This is a genomic window from Komagataeibacter diospyri (assembly GCF_006538165.1).
GTDB classification, from domain to species: Bacteria; Pseudomonadota; Alphaproteobacteria; order Acetobacterales; family Acetobacteraceae; genus Komagataeibacter; species Komagataeibacter diospyri.
Window position 1 is genome coordinate 1 of record NZ_BDLU01000031.1, and the last position, 17,261, is coordinate 17,261.

Below are 17,261 nucleotides of genomic sequence, written 5' to 3' on the forward strand. Positions count from 1 at the left end.
GAGAACTTCTTCTGCAAGCTCAAGGAGTTCAAGCGCATCGCCATGCGCAGCGAAAAAACAGACAGATCATTCGAAGCCATGATCTATCTCGTTGGCGCAATCATCAATTCAAGATAATTCCCAACAGGCCCTGAAAAAGCTTCGAAAAACGCCGCCTGCCTGAAAAAAAAGAGGCACCCAAAAACGTCTTTATGATTCGCGGCCACGCCAGTTCCCCTATTCCGGGCGGGGCGGCCAGCGCAGGGTCGGTTCCGCACGGCTTCCACGCTCGGGCGGCCAGACCGATGCGCGCACCGGGCGCGCGCCACGACCGGCATCGTCATCGCGCGGGCCATTACGGCTCCAGTCGGACAGGGATGGCGTATCCTGACGCTCGCGCCGGCCATCCATACCGTCACGTTCGGGCGCACGGGACAGGTAGGGGCGCGGCCCCTTGCGCCCCGATGACAGCACGTCCCATTCATCCACAATGTCATGCCGCGCCGGTGGCGCGCGCACCGGTTCAGCGGGCCGGATCGGTTCGGCCCGGGGCTGCGGACGCACCGGGGCCACGGGACGGATGGGCGGTGCAGGCTGCACACGTGCGGCACGGCGTTCATAGGCGGGAATGTCGTTTTCATCCCCCACCCCGTCATAATCAGGGGCAGGCCGGACGGGGACATGCACGGGTTCAGGTTCCCATACGGGGGCCGGGGCCACGACGTCAGGCAGGACATCACCCGCAACCGATGCCGCGGCATTGGCCGCATGCTGCTGCCCCATCGCAATGACCCGCAGTTCCGCCTGCAGATCATCAAGCTGTATGGCAAGGTTATCCAGCCGCCCCTTCACGCCAAAGACCGCGAAAGGCACCAGCAGCCACACCAGCGCGAACAGGATGCCGCCCACCAGCAGCACCGCCTGTGCCCACGCGGGCATCCATTCGGGGAAAAGGGACGACAGCATGTATCGTGCCACCTGAACTGAAGTTACCCGGCAATGCGGGCGGATGTCATCCGCGCTGCCAGACCATTACATGCCCAGCGCACGGCGGTAGATGTCAAGCAGGGTTTCCTGTTCCTCGACCTCGGCCGGTTCCTGCTTGCGCAGGCGGATGATCTGACGGATCACCTTTACATCAAAACCGGCGGATTTTGCTTCGGTAAAAATATCCTTGATGTCGCCGGCAAGGGCCTTGCGCTCTTCTTCCAGGCGTTCAACGCGTTCGATAATGCTGCGCAGGCGGTCGGCTGCGATACCGCCGACGGCGGCAGACTTGTCTTCCGCCTCGAAATTGTCAGCATTCATGGCAGGTGTCTCCAGATATCGTGATTGTGCCGTTCCGCGCCCATCAGCACACATGAAGGGAATGTCATTAGGCGACGGGGTGGAACGGCGGGATTATCGCGCCGCCGCCCGATGGTCAATGCCAACTTGACAGCCCGGAGAGACGGGCCGTAATCGAAGCGGCACGCCAGTATGCCGCATTTGCGTCATGTCCCATATACCGCGCATGCCCACCAGACATGCCGGGCATCATATACAGGCAGGAGGCCGACTTCCATGGCACATCTTCCCCCCGTTGACACCTTTGACTACATCGTTTTCGGCGGGACGGGTGACCTGACCATGCGCAAGCTTCTGCCTGCGCTGTACCATCGTTACCGCGACGGGCAGATCCCTGATGATTCCCGCATTATCGGCACCGCGCGATCCCCCCTGTCGCGCGCCGACTACCAGCAGCGCGCACATGCGGCCCTGACCGAGCATGTCCAGCCCGACGCGCTGGATGACGCCACCGTGCAGCGTTTCCTGAACATGGTGCATTATGTCAGCCTGAACGGAGCGGAAGCGGGCAGCGACTGGCCCGCACTGAAGGCCCTGCTGGATGGCGTGCCCGCCACCCGCATCCGGGTCTATTACCTGGCCACCTCGCCCGCGCTGTATGGGCAGATCTGTGAAAACCTGAACACGCAGGGGCTTGTCACCGGACAGTCGCGTGTGGTGCTGGAAAAGCCCATCGGCACTGATCTTGCCAGTGCCGAGGCGATCAACGACAGCGTGGGCCGTCACTTCCATGAAAACCAGATTTTCCGCATCGACCACTACCTTGGCAAGGAAACGGTCCAGAACCTGATCGCGCTGCGCTTCGCCAACCCGGTATTCGAACGCCTGTGGTCCTGCGATGCGATCGAATACGTGCAGATCACGGCAGCCGAGACCGTGGGCGTGGAAGGACGCGGCGCGTATTATGACCGGTCCGGCGCATTGCGCGACATGATCCAGAACCACCTGCTGCAGGTGCTGTGCCTGGTGGCGATGGACCCTCCGGTCTCGCTGGACGCCGACAGCGTGCGCAATGAAAAGCTGAAGGTACTGCACGCACTCAGGCCCATCCCGGCCGATGACGTGGCAATCTACACCGCGCGCGGGCAGTACATGCGCGGCACCATTGGCGACAAAACGGTCGGCAGCTACCTTGAGGATCTGGGCGAAGGGGTGACGAGCGAGACGGAAACCTTTGTCGCGCTGAAGGTCAATATCTCGACATGGCGGTGGGGCAACGTGCCGTTCTACCTGCGCTCAGGCAAACGCATGGCGGAAAAATCCAGCGAGATCGTGATCCAGTTCAAGTCTGCGCCATGGTCGATCTTCGCCAACCGGCCCGAACCCAACCGCCTTATCATCCGCATCCAGCCCGATGAGGGCGTGATGCTGTCAGTGGCCACCAAGGACCCGACGCCGACCGACAGCCTCGCGCTGCGTCAGGCCGACATCAACATCGAATTCGAAAAAGCCTTCAACGTCCGCTATCCCGACGCCTATGAACGCCTGCTGCTGGATGTGGTGCGCGGAGACCCGATCCTGTTCATCCGCCGTGACGAAGTGGCCGCCGCATGGCGCTGGATCGACCCGATCGAGCAGGGCTGGCGCGAAAACAAGGCCCCGTTGGAACCCTACGCCGCAGGCACATGGGGACCGGAAGGCGCACGCAACCTGCTGTCGCAGTCAGGGCATCTGTGGCATGAAGACATGAAGAAATAATTCCTGCATGACCAAGGCCCCCACCCCCACACCGCCGCGCCTGACCCGCAGGCGCGCGCCCGTCACACTGAAACAGCGGATCGTACGCCGGGTGCTCATGATCGTGCCCATGGCGGCCCTTGTCTTTCTGGTCGGCCGCATGGGCTGGCTGGATCAGGCGGCGGACAAGCTGACATTTTCACGCACAAGCTGGTTCGACAACACCGCGCTGGTTGAACATTTCCGCACCGTCGTCACCCATAACGGCATGACATCCGATTCCAAGGACTGCCTGCTGTTCGTGCTCAACGGTAACGATCCGCCGGATGCAACCCGCATCGACGTCATGGAAAAACATTCCGGCAGATGCCCCGGTGACCGCAACACCCTGCCGCGCCTGTTTACGCTGCAGATCGATCGGGTTGGACAGACGGCACAGACGGACTGGCAGTCACCGGGGGTGTTTCACCCGCTGCCACGCTGACCGCGCGCCCGCCACGCAGGGCGCGCTTCAGCGCATGGGCGCCATAACGGATCGCCTCCCGCCCGGCGGGCAGGAAGGCGTAGAAATTCAGGAACCCGTGCACCGTACCCCGCCATGTGCGGGTTTCGGCGGCACTTCCGGCCTTCTGCATGGCGGCGGCATAACCCGTCCCTTCATCATGCAGCGGATCGCATTGCGCCAGCCCGATCACCACAGGCGCAAGTCCCGCCAGTGACGATGCATGGATCGGTGCCAGGCGCGGGTCACGCAGGTCGGCGGGCGTACGGATATACTGTTCGGCATACCATTCCATAAGCCTGGTCGACAGCATGTAGCCGCTGGCATAGGTCTGGCGCGACGGCACGTCGCGTTCGCCATACAGCGACGGGTAATACAATAGCTGCATGGCCAGTTCCGGCCCGCCCCGGTCGCGCGCCATCTGCGCCAGCACGGCCGCCAGCGTGCCACCCGCGCTGTCACCCGCCACCGCGATTGGACCACCCCACCGGTGCGCCTCCCCCGCCAGCCACTGCAGCGCCGCCCAGCAGTCATCCACCGCGACGGGAAAATGGTTTTCAGGGGCAAGGCTGTAGGCAATGGACAGCACTGCCGCCCCCGACTGCCGCGCCAGCCTGCAGCAGATGCCGTGATGGGAATTCAGCCCGCAATGCACATACCCGCCCCCATGCATGAACAGCACCACACCATGCACCCGGCCATAAGGTACGTACAGCCGCGCAGACAGCATGCCACGGCTGCCCGGCACGCGGCATTCAATGACACGCCGCACCTGCAATGATGACAGCGCCATGGGAAAACATGGGCGGTCCAGCTTTGCGCGCAAGTCCTCCAGCGTGTGGGGTTCGTGGGCGCGGCGGGCGGCACGCAGCTTCATGCCCCCCAGCAGCAGGCGGGTCAGCAGACCGGGACGGGACACGGCGGCGGAATCTGACATGGGGCATCTCCGGCGGGAAACGGGAACTGAAAAAGGGGGCAGGCACCCCGTCCCCATCATTTATCGCTTGACGCAGGGTGCATGCACCGCCAGTTTCCGCATGCCAGACGGTCGGACGGTCGCTGTCATGTGGTCATACACATGATGGAGGAAAGTCCGGGCTCCACGGAAAAACGGTGCCGGCTAACGGCCGGCGGGGGCGACCCCAGGGACAGTGCCACAGAAAACAGACCGCCCCCACGGCATGCCCGTAGCAATACGGGCCGTGTTGAGGGCAAGGGTGAAACGGTGCGGTAAGAGCGCACCGCATGCATGGTAACATGGATGGCAGGGCAAACCCCACCGGGAGCAAGACCGAATAGGAACGGCGGATGGGCCGCAAGGCGCCATCAGGGGTTTCCGCCCCGTCGTTCGGGTTGGTCGCGCAAGGTGTGCCGCAAGGTTCATCGCAGAGGAATGACCGTCCCGCCCCATGGGCGGACAGAACCCGGCTTACAGACCGTCTGGCATTTTTTCCTGTTTTACGCGTGAATCCAGGGAACGGGCGCCCTCTACCCGGAGTTGTTTACAAGTATTAATACTTAAGAACAAACCATAAACATATCACATTGCTGCCATATTGCCCCCGATTTTTCCCCTTTACCTGTGGGTGCGGATGGTTGTGCTGGAATAACTGCAGTTTTCAGCCATCTTTCCTACATCTTTAATTGACCGCCCATAAAATCCCATGTTATCCCATGACCACACCGGACAAAGGGTGGCGGCCAGATTCCGGCGCCGTCGCCTGGCGGTCAGTCAGTCATCCGGTTCCTGAAATTCATGCCAAGGGAGGGCATCGCGCAGCGTGAGTGTATTCCTGGGCACACACCAGAACCGGCTGGATGCAAAGGGACGGGTTTCCATTCCGTCAGCATTCCGCGCCGCGCTGCGTGCCCGGGCCAAATCGGGCGAGCCACTGGCCATCCTGCGCCCGTCCCATCTGCATCCCTGCCTTGAGGCATGGCCCGCTGATGCTTTTGCCGCACTGACCCGCCCGCTGGATGAAATGGACATTTTTTCCGAAGACCACGACGACCTCGCCACCGCGCTCTATGCCGATGCCTATCCGTTCGAGGCCGACAAGGAAGGGCGTATCCTGCTGCCGGAATCGCTACGGGCCTATGCGGGTCTTGCGGACCAGGTCACTTTCATGGGGCTGGGCCGCACCTTCCAGATCTGGGATCCGCAGGCGGCGCTGGCCCGCCGCGACGCCGCGCGCGAACGCGCCCGCCGCCTGACCGCGGGCCGCGGCACCCCCGGCATGGGCACGCCGTCATGAACGCAGCCTTCCCCCCGCACGATCCCGGGCATGTGCCCGTCATGCTGGCCGAGGTGATGGAATACCTCACTCCGCATGATGGTGGCCGTTACGTGGATGGCACGTTTGGCGGCGGCGGCTACGCGCGCGCCATCCTCGCTTCCGGCAACTGCCAGCTATGGGGCATCGACCGCGACCCCGCCGCGATTGCGCGCGGGCAGGCCCTTGCCCCTACTTTCCCCGACGGGCATGGCGCATCCCGGCTGCACCTGCTTCATGGCGGGTTTGCCGACATGGCCGGGCTGCTGGCAGATGAAGGCATCACGAAGGTCGATGGCATCGTGCTGGACCTTGGGGTTTCATCCTACCAGATCGATGAGGCCGAACGCGGCTTTTCCTTCCGCATGGACGGGCCGCTGGACATGCGCATGGCCGATACGGGACCGACCGCGGCCGACGTGGTCAACACGCTACCCGAAGATGAACTGGCGGACATCATCTATCATTATGGCGAGGAACGGCTGTCGCGCCGTGTCGCGCGTGCCATCGTGGCCGCCCGGGCCGAGGCCCCGCTGCGGCGCACCGCCCAGCTGGCGGATGTGGTACGTTCGGTCGTGCGCCCCGACCGGTCGGGCATCGACCCCGCCACCCGCACGTTCCAGGGCCTGCGCATTCACGTCAATGACGAACTGGGCCAGATCAGCCGTGTGCTGGAACAGGCCCCGCACCTGCTGGCGCCGGGCGGGCGGCTGGTTGTCGTATCGTTCCATTCGCTGGAAGACAGGCTGGTCAAGCAGGCGATGTCGCGGGCCGCGGGTCGCCTGCCCGCCCCCTCGCGCCATGACCCGCGCGCCATGACCGCACGTGCGCAGCCCACTGATTTCACGCTCCTGACCGGACGCCCCATCCGGCCGGGGGAAGAAGAAACCCGCCGTAATCCACGCGCACGCAGCGCAAGACTGCGGGCGATGGAATGCATTGCCCCCTCATCCATTCCAGCATCGGAAACTGCCGAATGAGTCGGTTTGTCACGTTATTCTTCGCCGTGGTGGCGGCGGTGTCCGGCCTGTTCCTGTATAACAAGAAGCAGCAGACAACCGCACTTGACCACCAGATCGCACAGATCGTGGAACAGACCGAACACGTACGTTCGCAGACGGCAATGCTGCGCGCCGAATGGGCCATGCTGAACCAGCCCGACCGGCTGGGCACGCTGGCCAGCCGGTACGACAAGGGACTGCAGCCCGTAACACCCACGCAGTTCGTGCAGATGTCGGCCCTTGCGTCCCACATGCCCGCACCTGGCAGCCCGCTGCACCATCCCGCCCCGGCCCCGCGCGCGACAATGGTTGCCACACTGGCGGCCGACCATGTCGTGATCCCGCCAGTGCGTGACGCGGCACCCGCCCCCCATGTGGCCCCGTCCATGCCAGCCGCCCCGGTGGTGCCGCATGCCGACCATGTGGCGACAGCGCCCCGCCATGCCGAACCCGCGGCACATGACGCCCTGGCCCGCGCCCTGGCGCAGAACGATGTCCACCCTGCCCCGCATGCCCCGCCCATGGAACGCGTGCATGTACCCGAACGTCCTGTGGCGGTGGCGGCAGCCGAACCCGCCCATGCGGCAGTCGCGCATGACACCGTCGTCCCCCCCACCCGCATGGGGGCCAGCTATCCCGCGCGCAACCAGAACATAGCCGAAGCCGCATGGCACCCGGCGGCGGCCGTGCATATGGGCGGCAGTTCCCTTGGCACGCCACATGTCAGCGCCCTGCCACCCCCGGTGCCTGTCAGCAACTGATCCCTGATCCATTTTTCACCCCGGCCCCCAGCCCGGAACGCGCATGAACAACCCGCCCCAAGACCAGCCAGCCAGAAGCGCGCAGGATACCATCCCCGTCGGTGGTAGCCTGCGCACGCTTATGGCGCAGGACCGGATGCATGCGCGGCTTGTGGTTGTGGCAGGGGTGTTCTGCGTCCTGTTTTCGGCCATCGGGCTGAAGCTGACCATGGCGACGATCATCCGCCCCATGCCGCCACAGCAGCAGCAGATCGCACCACAGGTGCCCCCCATTCCAAAAAGCGATCCCAAGGGCATGATCGCGGGGGATATCGCGCTGCCGCAGGTCCATCGCGCATCGATCATCGACCGCACGGGGCAGGTTTTGGCCATGTCGCTGCCGGTAGCCCAGGTCTATGCCAACCCGCAGGAAATGATCGATGCCACCGACGCGGCCCACAAGCTGAAGGCCGTCCTGCCCACCCTGAACGAGGAAGAAACGAAACGCCGCCTGTCGCTGAACAAGCAGTTCGTCTATCTGGCGCGCGACATTTCTCCGGCACAGGAACTGGCGATCAACAACCTTGGCATTCCCGGCATCTATTTCGAACCGGGTGAACGCCGCCGTTACCCCATGGGCCGTGTCGCAGCCCAGATACTGGGTGGCGTGGACATTGACGACCACGGGGTTGCGGGGGTCGAACGGTATTTTGACAAGCGTCTGGACAGTGACCGCGCGCCGCTGCGCCTGTCGGTGGACGTGCGCGTGCAGAACGTGGTGCATGACGAACTGCAGTCCGCCATGGATACGTTTCAGGCCATCGGGGCCTGCGCCATCGTGATGGACGTGCATACCGGCGAGATCATAACCATGGTCAGCCTGCCGGATTACGACGCCAATGATTTTGGCCGGGCATCACCTGATTCCCGCTTCAACCGCGCCGTGACCGGCATGTACGAACCCGGATCGACCTTCAAGCTGCAGACCGTCGCCATGGCCCTGCAGGAAGGGGTCGCCCATATATGGGACAGTTTTTCCAGCACGCCCATCAAGATCGGCCGGTTCACCATATCGGACATGAAAGCGGACCATTTCGCCCCGTGGCTGTCCCTGCCCGAAGTCATGGCCTATTCCTCCAACCCGGCGGCGGCGCATATCGCGCTTGATGCGGGGGCGACACGCCAGCAGGACTGGCTGCGCAACATGGGCTTCTTCTCCCGCGTGCCGGTGGAACTGCCCGAAGCGGGACGGCCGATCGTGCCGTCGGTCCATAACTGGGGCGTCTCCACCACCATGACGGTGGCGTTCGGCCACGGCGTGGCCGAACCTCCGCTGTCCATCATCCGGGGGACTGCGGCAACGGCCAACGGGGGCTTCCTGCTCAAGCCCACCCTGCTGGCGGCGGACAGCGCACATGAAACGGATGCGCCGGATGCAACAGATACGACACCTGGCGTCCCTGCCGGTGCCGAACGCCTGATTTCGGCGGCCAATTCGGATATCCTGCGCAAGATCCTGCGCCTCGACGTGGCAAAGGGCACCGGACAGAAGGCGGAATCTCCCGGTTATTACGTGGGTGGCAAGACAGGGACGGCAGAAAAAATCGGCCCGCATGGCGGCTACCTGAAACACGTCAATGTCTCCGCCTTTACCGGTATTTTCCCCATGAACGCGCCGCGTTACGCGATCTATGTCATGCTGGACAGTCCCAAACCCACGGCCCAGACCCATGGCTGGACCACGGCGGGATGGAACGCGGCCCCCACGGCGTCGCACATGATTACGCGCATTGCTCCCATGCTGGGTCTGTTCCCCGATACGCAGCATGCAGCGGCGATCGAGGCATCGCTGGCCATTCCCATGAAGCCGGCCGTGCCGCGCGGCTACCGTGCGCTGGGACCGGGTTACGATCCGGGTACTGCGCACCTGCATGAACATGAACGCGAAACCACGGGCCATGCCGCCCACGCCCATACCGCCCGCAGCGCCACCAGCACGGCACAGGTTCCCGCCCGCAACCTGCATGCCCGCAATACTGTGGACGGACCGGCCGCCCCACACCCGCGCGACAGGGGATGATATCAATGTACCTGCCTGAAGTCCTGCGCCGCGCAGGCGTGGACATGCCCGTACCCGCCGGGGCGGGTGATCTGGCCATTACCGGCATTACGGCAGACAGCCGCGCCGTCCGCCCTGGCATGATCTTTGCCGCCCTGCATGGCACGCACATGGACGGACGGGCCTATATCCCGCAGGCCATGACGAACGGGGCCGTGGCCGTGCTGGTCGATGCGGTCCCCGCCTGTGACCTGTCCCCCGGTATCATGCCGATACGCGTGTCGGACGCGCGGCATGCGCTGGCAGTTATCGCACGCGTGCTGACGCCGCATGTCCCCGGTTTCATTGCAGCGGTGACCGGCACGAACGGCAAGACCAGCACGGTGGAGTTCCTGCGCCAGATCTGGACCCTGATGGGGTTGCCTGCGGGCACCATCGGCACGCTGGGCGCGGTCGCCCCCTGCCCGCTGCCCGATTGCGGGCCGGTGCTGACCACGCCCGACAGCGTGGGGCTTATGCGCATGCTGGGGGCCATGGCAGAAAATGGCGTTGGTCACGTGGCGATCGAGGCATCATCGCACGGGCTGGAACAGCGCAGGCTGGATGGGCTTGCCCCGTATGCGGCCGGTTTCAGCAACCTGACCCGCGACCATCTGGATTACCACGGCACGACCGAACATTACCGGGCGGCGAAACTGCGGCTGTTTGACACCGTCCTGCCCGAAGGGGGCATTGCCGCCATAAATGCGGACATGGATGCGGCGACCTGCGCCGCCATTGCCGATATCGCCCGCCGCCGCAACCTTGTCCTGCGCAGCACTGGCGAACAGGGCACGACCCTGCGCCTGCTGGACGTACGGCCTACGCCCACGGGGCAGGTGCTGCGCATCTTAACCCCCGCCATGGTGCATGACGTTACGGTGCCGCTGGCGGGGCGTTTCCAGGTCGATAACATGCTGCTGGCCGCCGCCATGGCGGACCGGGATGCGGCGGGACCGGACCGGGCCGTGCCCCTGCTGGCGCACCTGCATGGCGTGCGCGGGCGGATGGAACGGGTGGCAGTGCTGCCAGGCGGGGCCGCGGCCTATGTTGATTACGCCCATACGCCCGATGCGCTGGAACGCCTGCTGCATTCGCTACGTCCGCATACGGCGGGCAGGCTGGTAGTGGTGATGGGGGCTGGCGGCGACCGTGACCGGGGCAAGCGACCCGTCATGGGGGCGACCGCAACCCGCCTTGCCGACCGGGTGATCGTGACCGATGACAACCCGCGCACGGAACAGCCCGACACCATCCGCGCGGCAATCATGGCGGCTGCCCCCGGTGCGGTGGAAATCGGGGACCGGCGGCGCGCGATCGCAGCCGGTCTGGACATGCTGGGTACTGGTGACGTGCTGGTGGTGGCAGGCAAGGGCCATGAACAGGGGCAGGTCGTAGGCCACGATGTCCTTCCATTTGATGATGCCACGGTCATCCGTGGCCTGACGGGGAATGAATGACACTGTTATGGAACCGCGCGGACCTGCTGGCCGCGACGTCGGGGCGTTTTCCGTCACCATCACACGACGATATCGCGGCCACCGGCGTTTCGATCGACACCCGCACGCTGCGTCCGGGCGATGTGTTCATCGCGCTGCAGGGCGAAAACAGTAACGGGCATGACCATGTCGCCACAGCACTGGATACGGGGGCGGCGGCTGTCATTGCGCATGAGCCATGCGGGGTTGACGACCCGCGTATCCTGATGGTCGGCAATACGCTTGTGGCGATGCAGGACATGGCACGTTTTGCACGCGCGCGCTTTGCCGGGCGCATGGTGGCGGTGACCGGCAGCGTGGGCAAGACATCGGTCAAGGACATGCTGCGCCATGCGCTGGCGGCCTGCGGTCCCACGCATTACGCCGTGGCGTCATACAATAACCACTGGGGCGTGCCGCTGACGCTGGCGCGCCTGCCCGCCTGCGCGGCCTATTGCGTGTGCGAAATCGGGATGAATCACCCAGGCGAGATCCGGCCCCTGGCCGACATGGTGCGGCCCGATGTCGCGGTGGTGACCACGGTTGCGTCCTCGCACCTGGGGCTTATGGGCAGCATCGACGCCATTGCGCGGGAAAAGGCGGAAATCCTGCTGGCGCTGCCCCAGGGTGGCACCGGCATCGTGCCCGCAGGCATTACCGGCACAGAATATTTCCGGCGCAATACCGCAGCCGTGGGAGCCACGCTGTGGTGGACGGGGGTCACGCCCGACTGCGCCGTGCAGGCAACCGATGTGACATCCGACGCACAGGGCAGCGGGTTCAACCTGTCCCTGCCCGGCTGGCAGGGACAGGCACGGGTCAACGCGCCGGGTCGGCACATGGCTGATAACGCCATGCTGGCGCTGGCTGCGGCCCACGCGCTGGGCGCGGATATGGGCCATGCAGTAACCGGACTGGCCACCTTCCACCCCGGCGCGGGACGCGGGGCGATAGCCAGGGTGATGCATGACAAAGTCATGCTGCTGGATGAAAGCTATAACGCATCACCCGCATCCGTACGGGCGGCCCTGGACCTGCTGGGGCTGGTTGCCACGGGGCGGCGTGTCGCCATCCTTGGAGACATGCTTGAACTGGGCACGTTTGCACGGCATGAGCATACCTCCCTTCTCCCTGCCGTCCGCGCGAACGCGGATATTGTCTTCTGTTGCGGCCCGAATATGAAAACACTCTTTGACACCCTGCCTTCTTCCATACAGGGGGGGTGGACGTCCGATTCCAGCCAGCTTGCCCCACTGGTTCGCGCGGCCCTGCGCGCGGGCGACACCGTGATGGTCAAGGGCAGCCTTGGCAGCCGGATGCGCCATGTCGTTACCGCCCTGCAGGCGGATGGCGCGCGGGTGGGACCGGCCTGATGCTGTATGACCTGTTCCAGCAGCATGCGGGGGCGCATACCTCCATGCTCAACCTGTTCCGCTACATCACCTTCCGTTCCGGAGCCGCATGCCTGACCGCGCTGGTCATCAGCCTGTGCCTTGGCAACCCGCTGATCGCGCAGCTGCGCCGTATCCAGCGCGGGGGCCAGCCCATCCGCAAGCTTGGTCCCGAACGCCACCTGATCGAAAAGGTCGGCACCCCCACCATGGGCGGCGTGCTGATCCTGATCTCCCTGTTCGGGTCCACCCTGCTGTGGGCGGACCTGACCAACGGGTTTGTCTGGGCCGTGATGCTGGTGACACTGGCCTTCGGCGCGGTGGGCTTTGCCGATGATTACCTGAAGCTGTCACGCCGCAATACCGATGGGGTTTCCAAACGCATGCGGCTGGGGTGTGAGTTTGGCGCGTCCCTGATCGGTGGCATCTGGCTGGAACACATGATGCCGCCCGACCTTGCCAACCACCTGGCCTTCCCGTTCGTAAAAGACCTGCTGCTACCGCTGGGCTATGCCTTCCCGCTGTTTGCGATGATCACCATTACGGGTTTCGGCAACGCCGTGAACTTTACCGACGGACTGGATGGCCTGGCCATCGTGCCGGTCATTATCGCGGCCCTTGTGTTCGCGCTGATTTCCTACCTTGTAGGCAACCATGTCTTTGCCGATTACCTGCAGCTTCATGCCGTGCCGGGCACCGGGGAGCTGGGGGTATTCTGTTCAGCACTTGTGGGCGCGGGGCTGGGGTTCCTGTGGTTCAATGCGCCGCCTGCCGCCGTGTTCATGGGGGATACGGGGTCGCTGGCGCTGGGTGGCGCGCTGGGGGCCGTGGCCGTTGCGGTCAAGCATGAACTGGTGCTGTGCATCGTGGGCGGCCTGTTCGTGGTGGAAACGTTTTCCGTCATCATCCAGGTGTTCTGGTACAAGCGCACCGGGCGGCGCGTGTTTCTGATGGCGCCGCTGCACCACCATTTTGAAAAGAAGGGCTGGGCGGAATCCAAGATCGTCATCCGCTTCTGGATCGTGTCCATCGTGCTGGGGCTGTGTGGTCTGGCCACGCTGAAGTTACGATGAGCACGTCCTTCCCCCCGTCCCTTCTGGCGGCCCACCATTACGGTGTGGCCGGACTGGGTCGCAATGGCGCGGCGGCCGTCACCGCCCTGCTGGCGATGGGGGCCAGCGTGCAGGCGTGGGACGACCGTGCAGAAGCCCGTGCGGCCCTGGCGCCACATGAACGGCTGAAGATCGCGCCGTTTGACAACATGCTGGGGCTGGCGGGACTGGTCCTGTCGCCGGGCATTCCGCACAACCTGCCCACGCCCCATCCGCTGGCGCGCATGGCAGTGGATGCCTTCGTACCGATTTTGTCGGATGCGGAACTGCTGTACCGCGCCGTGCGTACGGCGGGCAGCCGCGCGCGGTTCGCGGGCATTACCGGCACCAATGGCAAATCAACCACCACGGTGCTGCTGGCCCATATGCTGGCCGGTTGCGGCATGCCGGTTGCCGTCGGTGGCAACCTTGGGCCTGCGGCGCTTTCCCTGCCGCTGCTGCCCGATGACGGGGTGTACGTTCTGGAAATGTCGTCCTACATGCTGGAGCGGCTGGAACAGATGCATTTCAATGTCGCCTGCCTCCTCAACCTGACGCCAGACCATCTGGATCGGCATGGCGACATGGCGGGGTATGTCACCGCCAAGCTGCATGTATTCGACCACCAGCATGTGGGCGACCTTGCGGTACTGGGCGAAACCCTGCCCGATTACAGCATGATACGCCGACGTCTTGCCGTAACCCGTACCACCATTGCCTGCGTCAGTGGTGACGACATGCCGCAATGCGACCTGTACTGCACGCCCGACACGCTATGTGACCATGAAGGCGTCATTGCCGACCTGCGCGCAGCCCGTGACCTGCCGGGCACCCATAACCGCGAAAACGCGGCTGCCGCCACCGCCATGGCCCTGCATCTGGGCATGCCGAGATCTGCGGTGGAACCCGCCCTTGCGTCCTTTGTCGCACTGGATCACCGCCAGAAAACCGTGGGAAGCATCGACGGCATCCGCTTCATCAACGACAGCAAGGCCACCAATGCGGACGCGACCGCGCGCGCACTGGCCTGCCATGACCGGATGGTATGGATTGCGGGCGGCACGGCCAAGGCAGGCGGGATCGAGGAACTGGCCCCGCTGTTCGACCGCATCGCCATGGCGCTGCTGATCGGACGGGATGCGCCGGAACTGGCGGCAACGCTGGCCCGCCACGGTATTCCCCACCGTATTGTCGCAACCCTTGACCGCGCCGTGCCCGAGGCGCTGGAATATGCACGCGAAGTGGGCGTCGATGTCGTGATGCTGTCGCCCGCCTGCGCCAGTTTCGACCAGTTCAGCGGGTTCGAGGCACGTGGCGCGCATTTCGCGGATCTGGTGCATGCCCTTGCCACCAACAGGGACGGAACCGCCCCTGCATGAGCGGCATATCGCGCATAAACACGTCATGGGCGGCACGATGGTGGCGCAGCATCGACCGGGTTACGCTGATCTGCGTGGGGATCCTGATCGGGTTCGGCTATATCCTGATGCTGGCCGCCAGCCCCGCCGTGGCCGTGCGTATCGGCGCATCGCGCGACATGTTCATTTTCAAGCAGGTGTGCTTCCTGATCCTGGCGGCGGTGATCGTCGTTTCCACGTCCATGATGTCGCTGCGTTCGGTACGGCTGGCGGGATGGATCGGGTTCGTGCTGGCGCTGGCTGCGACATTCATGACGCTGGTGCACGGGATCGAGATCAAGGGGGCGCGACGGTGGATCGCGCTGCCGATGATGTCGGTGCAGCCGTCGGAATTCCTCAAGCCGTTCTTTGCCGTGGTCACGGCGTGGCTGCTGACCGAGCGCCAGAGGCGACGGTATTTCCCCGGCATGCTGGTGGCCATCGGACTGTTCGCGCTGGTGCTTCTGTTACTGAAATCACAACCCGATATCGGGATGCTCAGCGTCATCACCACGGTTTTCCTGACCCAGCTTTTCATTGACGGGCTAAGCCTGTTTCTGGTTGGCGCGGGGGTCGCGGCCATGGTCGCGGCCTTTGTCGGCGCGTATATGGTGTTCCCGCACGTGCGGTCGCGCGTGGAACGCTTCCTGCACCCCGCCGTGGGCGACCATTACCAGATCGACACGGCCCTGCGGGCCTTTGGCAATGGTGGCCTGCTGGGCCGTGGCCCCGGTGAAGGCCGGGTAAAGGATCTGCTGCCCGATGCACATGCCGATTTCGTCTTCGCCGTGGCGGGGGAAGAATTCGGCATGCTGGTCTGCCTGTTCATCGTGGGCGTTTTCGCCACCATCGTCATCCGCACGCTGCTAAAGCTGCTGCATGAAAACGACCCGTTCATCACGGTGGCGACAGCGGGGCTGGTGACGGGCTTCGGGCTTCAGGCCTTTGTCAACATGGGGTCCACGCTGCACCTGATCCCGACCAAGGGCATGACGCTGCCCTTTATCTCCTATGGTGGTTCCTCCGCCATGTCGGTTGCGCTTACAATCGGCCTGGTGCTGGCGCTGACCCGCAACCGGCCGGGGGAAGGCCGTTACGGGCAGTTCGGGCCACCGTCTTCTTCATCGCTGAAAGCACCGTCATGACCCGTCACTGCATTGCTGTCGCGGCCGGAGGCACCGGCGGCCATTTTTTCCCAGCCGAGGCACTGGCCTGTGAACTGGTACGCCGGGGACATGACATTGTCCTCATGACCGACCGGCGCGCGGGCCTGCGTGAAAACGGTGTCTTTGCCGGACGGCAGCAGTTTGTCCTGCCTGGCGCCGGGATCGCGGGGCGCGGCATCATCCGGGCCGCACGCGCCGCCGCCGCGCTGGGACGCGGGACGGTGCAGGCGCGCGGCATCCTGTCACGCATCCGGCCTTCGGCCATCATCGGGTTTGGCGGATATCCGTCCGTTCCGCCGCTGCTGGGCGGCAGCCTGCTGCCGCAAAAGAAGCGGCCGCTTCTGTTCATCCATGAAGGCAATGCCGTGCTGGGCAAGGCCAACGGCTTCCTTGCCGCGCGCATGGATGCGATCGCGACATCATTTCCCGTCGTGGCGGGCGTGCCCGATGGCGTGCCCACCACGCTGACCGGCATGCCGGTGCGTCCTGATATCGCGACCCTTGCGGGGGAAGGCTACGTGCCATCGAACGGGGTCATCAACCTGCTGGTATGGGGTGGATCGCTGGGCGCACGGGTGTTCAGCGACGTGGTGCCGCCCGCCCTTGCCGCCCTTGCCCCGGCATTGCGCGCACGCATTCAGGTGACACAGCAGGCCCGCGCGGAAGACGTGGACCGCGTGGCAGGCGCCTATCGCGCAGCCGGCATTCCCGCCACCATAGCCCCTTTTCTTGACAACGTGCCCGAGCGCCTGCGCGCGGCCCATCTGGTCATCGGGCGTGCTGGCGGATCATCAGTTGCGGAACTGACGGTTGCGGGCCGCCCGTCGCTGCTGGTGCCGCTGCCCATCGCGGCACGCGATGAGCAGGGCGCCAATGCACAGGCATTGTGTGACGCCCATGCCGCATGGATGATCCGCCAGCCCGATTTCACTGCCCCTGCCCTGACACAGCGTCTGACGGAACTGCTGGCCGACCGTGACCTGCTGGTCCGCACGGCGCAGGCAGCCAGCATCCTTGGACGCCCCGACGCCGCCGCCCGTCTGGCGGATATGATAGAAGCCCGCTTGCCCGACCTGCCCCGCACCGCTTAAGTCCGCCTGCGCGAATACGGAGACCTGATT

The 17,261-nt window shown here is 64.6% G+C and carries 15 protein-coding genes, 1 other RNA gene and 1 pseudogene; 14 read left to right on the plus strand and 3 right to left on the minus strand.

All coding sequences use genetic code 11. The annotated features are described in order from the left end of the window. Positions 1-117 (plus strand): annotated as a pseudogene (locus tag MSKU9_RS18055) (IS5/IS1182 family transposase); the annotation flags it as partial. A gap of 99 nt (positions 118-216) precedes the next feature. Here the strand turns inward: MSKU9_RS18055 and MSKU9_RS05655 are convergent. Both MSKU9_RS05655 and MSKU9_RS05660 read right to left on the minus strand, forming a co-directional pair. Beyond that, positions 217-945 carry a hypothetical protein gene (locus MSKU9_RS05655; RefSeq protein ID WP_141260374.1) on the minus strand — a complete coding sequence of 243 codons (729 nt, stop codon included), beginning with the start codon at positions 943-945 and terminating at the stop codon, positions 217-219. Positions 946-1,011: 66 nt separating this feature from the next. Beyond that, the gene (locus MSKU9_RS05660; protein WP_010509284.1) at positions 1,012-1,287 is read right to left on the minus strand and encodes a DUF2312 domain-containing protein; all 276 of its coding nucleotides are present in this window, start codon (positions 1,285-1,287) and stop codon (positions 1,012-1,014) included. A gap of 255 nt (positions 1,288-1,542) precedes the next feature. On the opposite strand from MSKU9_RS05660, the gene zwf reads away from it, so the two are divergent. Together zwf and MSKU9_RS05670 are read left to right on the plus strand one after the other, a co-directional pair. After that, positions 1,543-3,024 (plus strand): glucose-6-phosphate dehydrogenase, encoded by a 1,482-nt coding sequence (zwf, locus tag MSKU9_RS05665; protein ID WP_141260375.1) that lies wholly within the window; start codon positions 1,543-1,545, stop codon positions 3,022-3,024. Between the two features lie 7 nt (positions 3,025-3,031). Continuing rightward, complete coding sequence (locus MSKU9_RS05670; protein WP_141260376.1) at positions 3,032-3,487, plus strand: hypothetical protein; 456 nt, start codon at positions 3,032-3,034, stop codon at positions 3,485-3,487. Here the strand turns inward: MSKU9_RS05670 and MSKU9_RS05675 are convergent. Then, positions 3,405-4,442, minus strand: a complete 1,038-nt coding sequence (locus MSKU9_RS05675) for an alpha/beta hydrolase (RefSeq protein ID WP_141260377.1) — start codon at positions 4,440-4,442, stop codon at positions 3,405-3,407. The genes MSKU9_RS05670 and MSKU9_RS05675 overlap by 83 nt on opposite strands. Positions 4,443-4,545: 103 nt before the next feature. Here MSKU9_RS05675 and rnpB point away from each other — a divergent pair. The 11 genes from rnpB (at position 4,546) to MSKU9_RS05730 (ending at position 17,231) form a co-directional block, all read left to right on the plus strand. Then, an RNA gene (gene rnpB, locus MSKU9_RS05680) (RNase P RNA component class A) lies at positions 4,546-4,953 on the plus strand. Positions 4,954-5,286: 333 nt separating this feature from the next. Continuing rightward, on the plus strand, positions 5,287-5,760 hold the full coding sequence (mraZ, locus tag MSKU9_RS05685) for a division/cell wall cluster transcriptional repressor MraZ (protein ID WP_141260378.1): 474 nt from the start codon (positions 5,287-5,289) through the stop codon (positions 5,758-5,760). After that, complete coding sequence (gene rsmH / locus MSKU9_RS05690; protein WP_141260379.1) at positions 5,757-6,758, plus strand: 16S rRNA (cytosine(1402)-N(4))-methyltransferase RsmH; 1,002 nt, start codon at positions 5,757-5,759, stop codon at positions 6,756-6,758. Before mraZ ends, rsmH begins: the two co-directional genes overlap by 4 nt. Further along, positions 6,755-7,540, plus strand: a complete 786-nt coding sequence (gene ftsL / locus MSKU9_RS05695; RefSeq protein ID WP_141260380.1) for a cell division protein FtsL — start codon at positions 6,755-6,757, stop codon at positions 7,538-7,540. Before rsmH ends, ftsL begins: the two co-directional genes overlap by 4 nt. A gap of 43 nt (positions 7,541-7,583) precedes the next feature. After that, positions 7,584-9,599, plus strand: coding sequence for a peptidoglycan D,D-transpeptidase FtsI family protein (locus MSKU9_RS05700; RefSeq protein WP_141260381.1), 2,016 nt, complete (start codon positions 7,584-7,586; stop codon positions 9,597-9,599). A 5-nt stretch (positions 9,600-9,604) separates the two neighbouring features. Beyond that, on the plus strand, positions 9,605-11,077 hold the full coding sequence (locus MSKU9_RS05705) for a UDP-N-acetylmuramoyl-L-alanyl-D-glutamate--2,6-diaminopimelate ligase (RefSeq protein ID WP_141260382.1): 1,473 nt from the start codon (positions 9,605-9,607) through the stop codon (positions 11,075-11,077). Then, positions 11,074-12,468, plus strand: coding sequence for a UDP-N-acetylmuramoyl-tripeptide--D-alanyl-D-alanine ligase (locus MSKU9_RS05710; RefSeq protein ID WP_141260383.1), 1,395 nt, complete (start codon positions 11,074-11,076; stop codon positions 12,466-12,468). Before MSKU9_RS05705 ends, MSKU9_RS05710 begins: the two co-directional genes overlap by 4 nt. After that, the gene (mraY, locus tag MSKU9_RS05715) at positions 12,468-13,559 is read left to right on the plus strand and encodes a phospho-N-acetylmuramoyl-pentapeptide-transferase (RefSeq protein WP_141260384.1); all 1,092 of its coding nucleotides are present in this window, start codon (positions 12,468-12,470) and stop codon (positions 13,557-13,559) included. Before MSKU9_RS05710 ends, mraY begins: the two co-directional genes overlap by 1 nt. Continuing rightward, complete coding sequence (gene murD, locus MSKU9_RS05720; RefSeq protein WP_141260385.1) at positions 13,556-14,956, plus strand: UDP-N-acetylmuramoyl-L-alanine--D-glutamate ligase; 1,401 nt, start codon at positions 13,556-13,558, stop codon at positions 14,954-14,956. The genes mraY and murD overlap by 4 nt, the downstream gene beginning before the upstream one ends. Next, positions 14,953-16,119 (plus strand): FtsW/RodA/SpoVE family cell cycle protein, encoded by a 1,167-nt coding sequence (locus MSKU9_RS05725; RefSeq protein WP_141260386.1) that lies wholly within the window; start codon positions 14,953-14,955, stop codon positions 16,117-16,119. The genes murD and MSKU9_RS05725 overlap by 4 nt, the downstream gene beginning before the upstream one ends. Continuing rightward, positions 16,116-17,231: a UDP-N-acetylglucosamine--N-acetylmuramyl-(pentapeptide) pyrophosphoryl-undecaprenol N-acetylglucosamine transferase gene (locus MSKU9_RS05730; RefSeq protein ID WP_141260387.1), complete on the plus strand. Its 1,116-nt coding sequence runs from the start codon at positions 16,116-16,118 to the stop codon at positions 17,229-17,231. Before MSKU9_RS05725 ends, MSKU9_RS05730 begins: the two co-directional genes overlap by 4 nt. Positions 17,232-17,261: the final 30 nt, after the last annotated feature.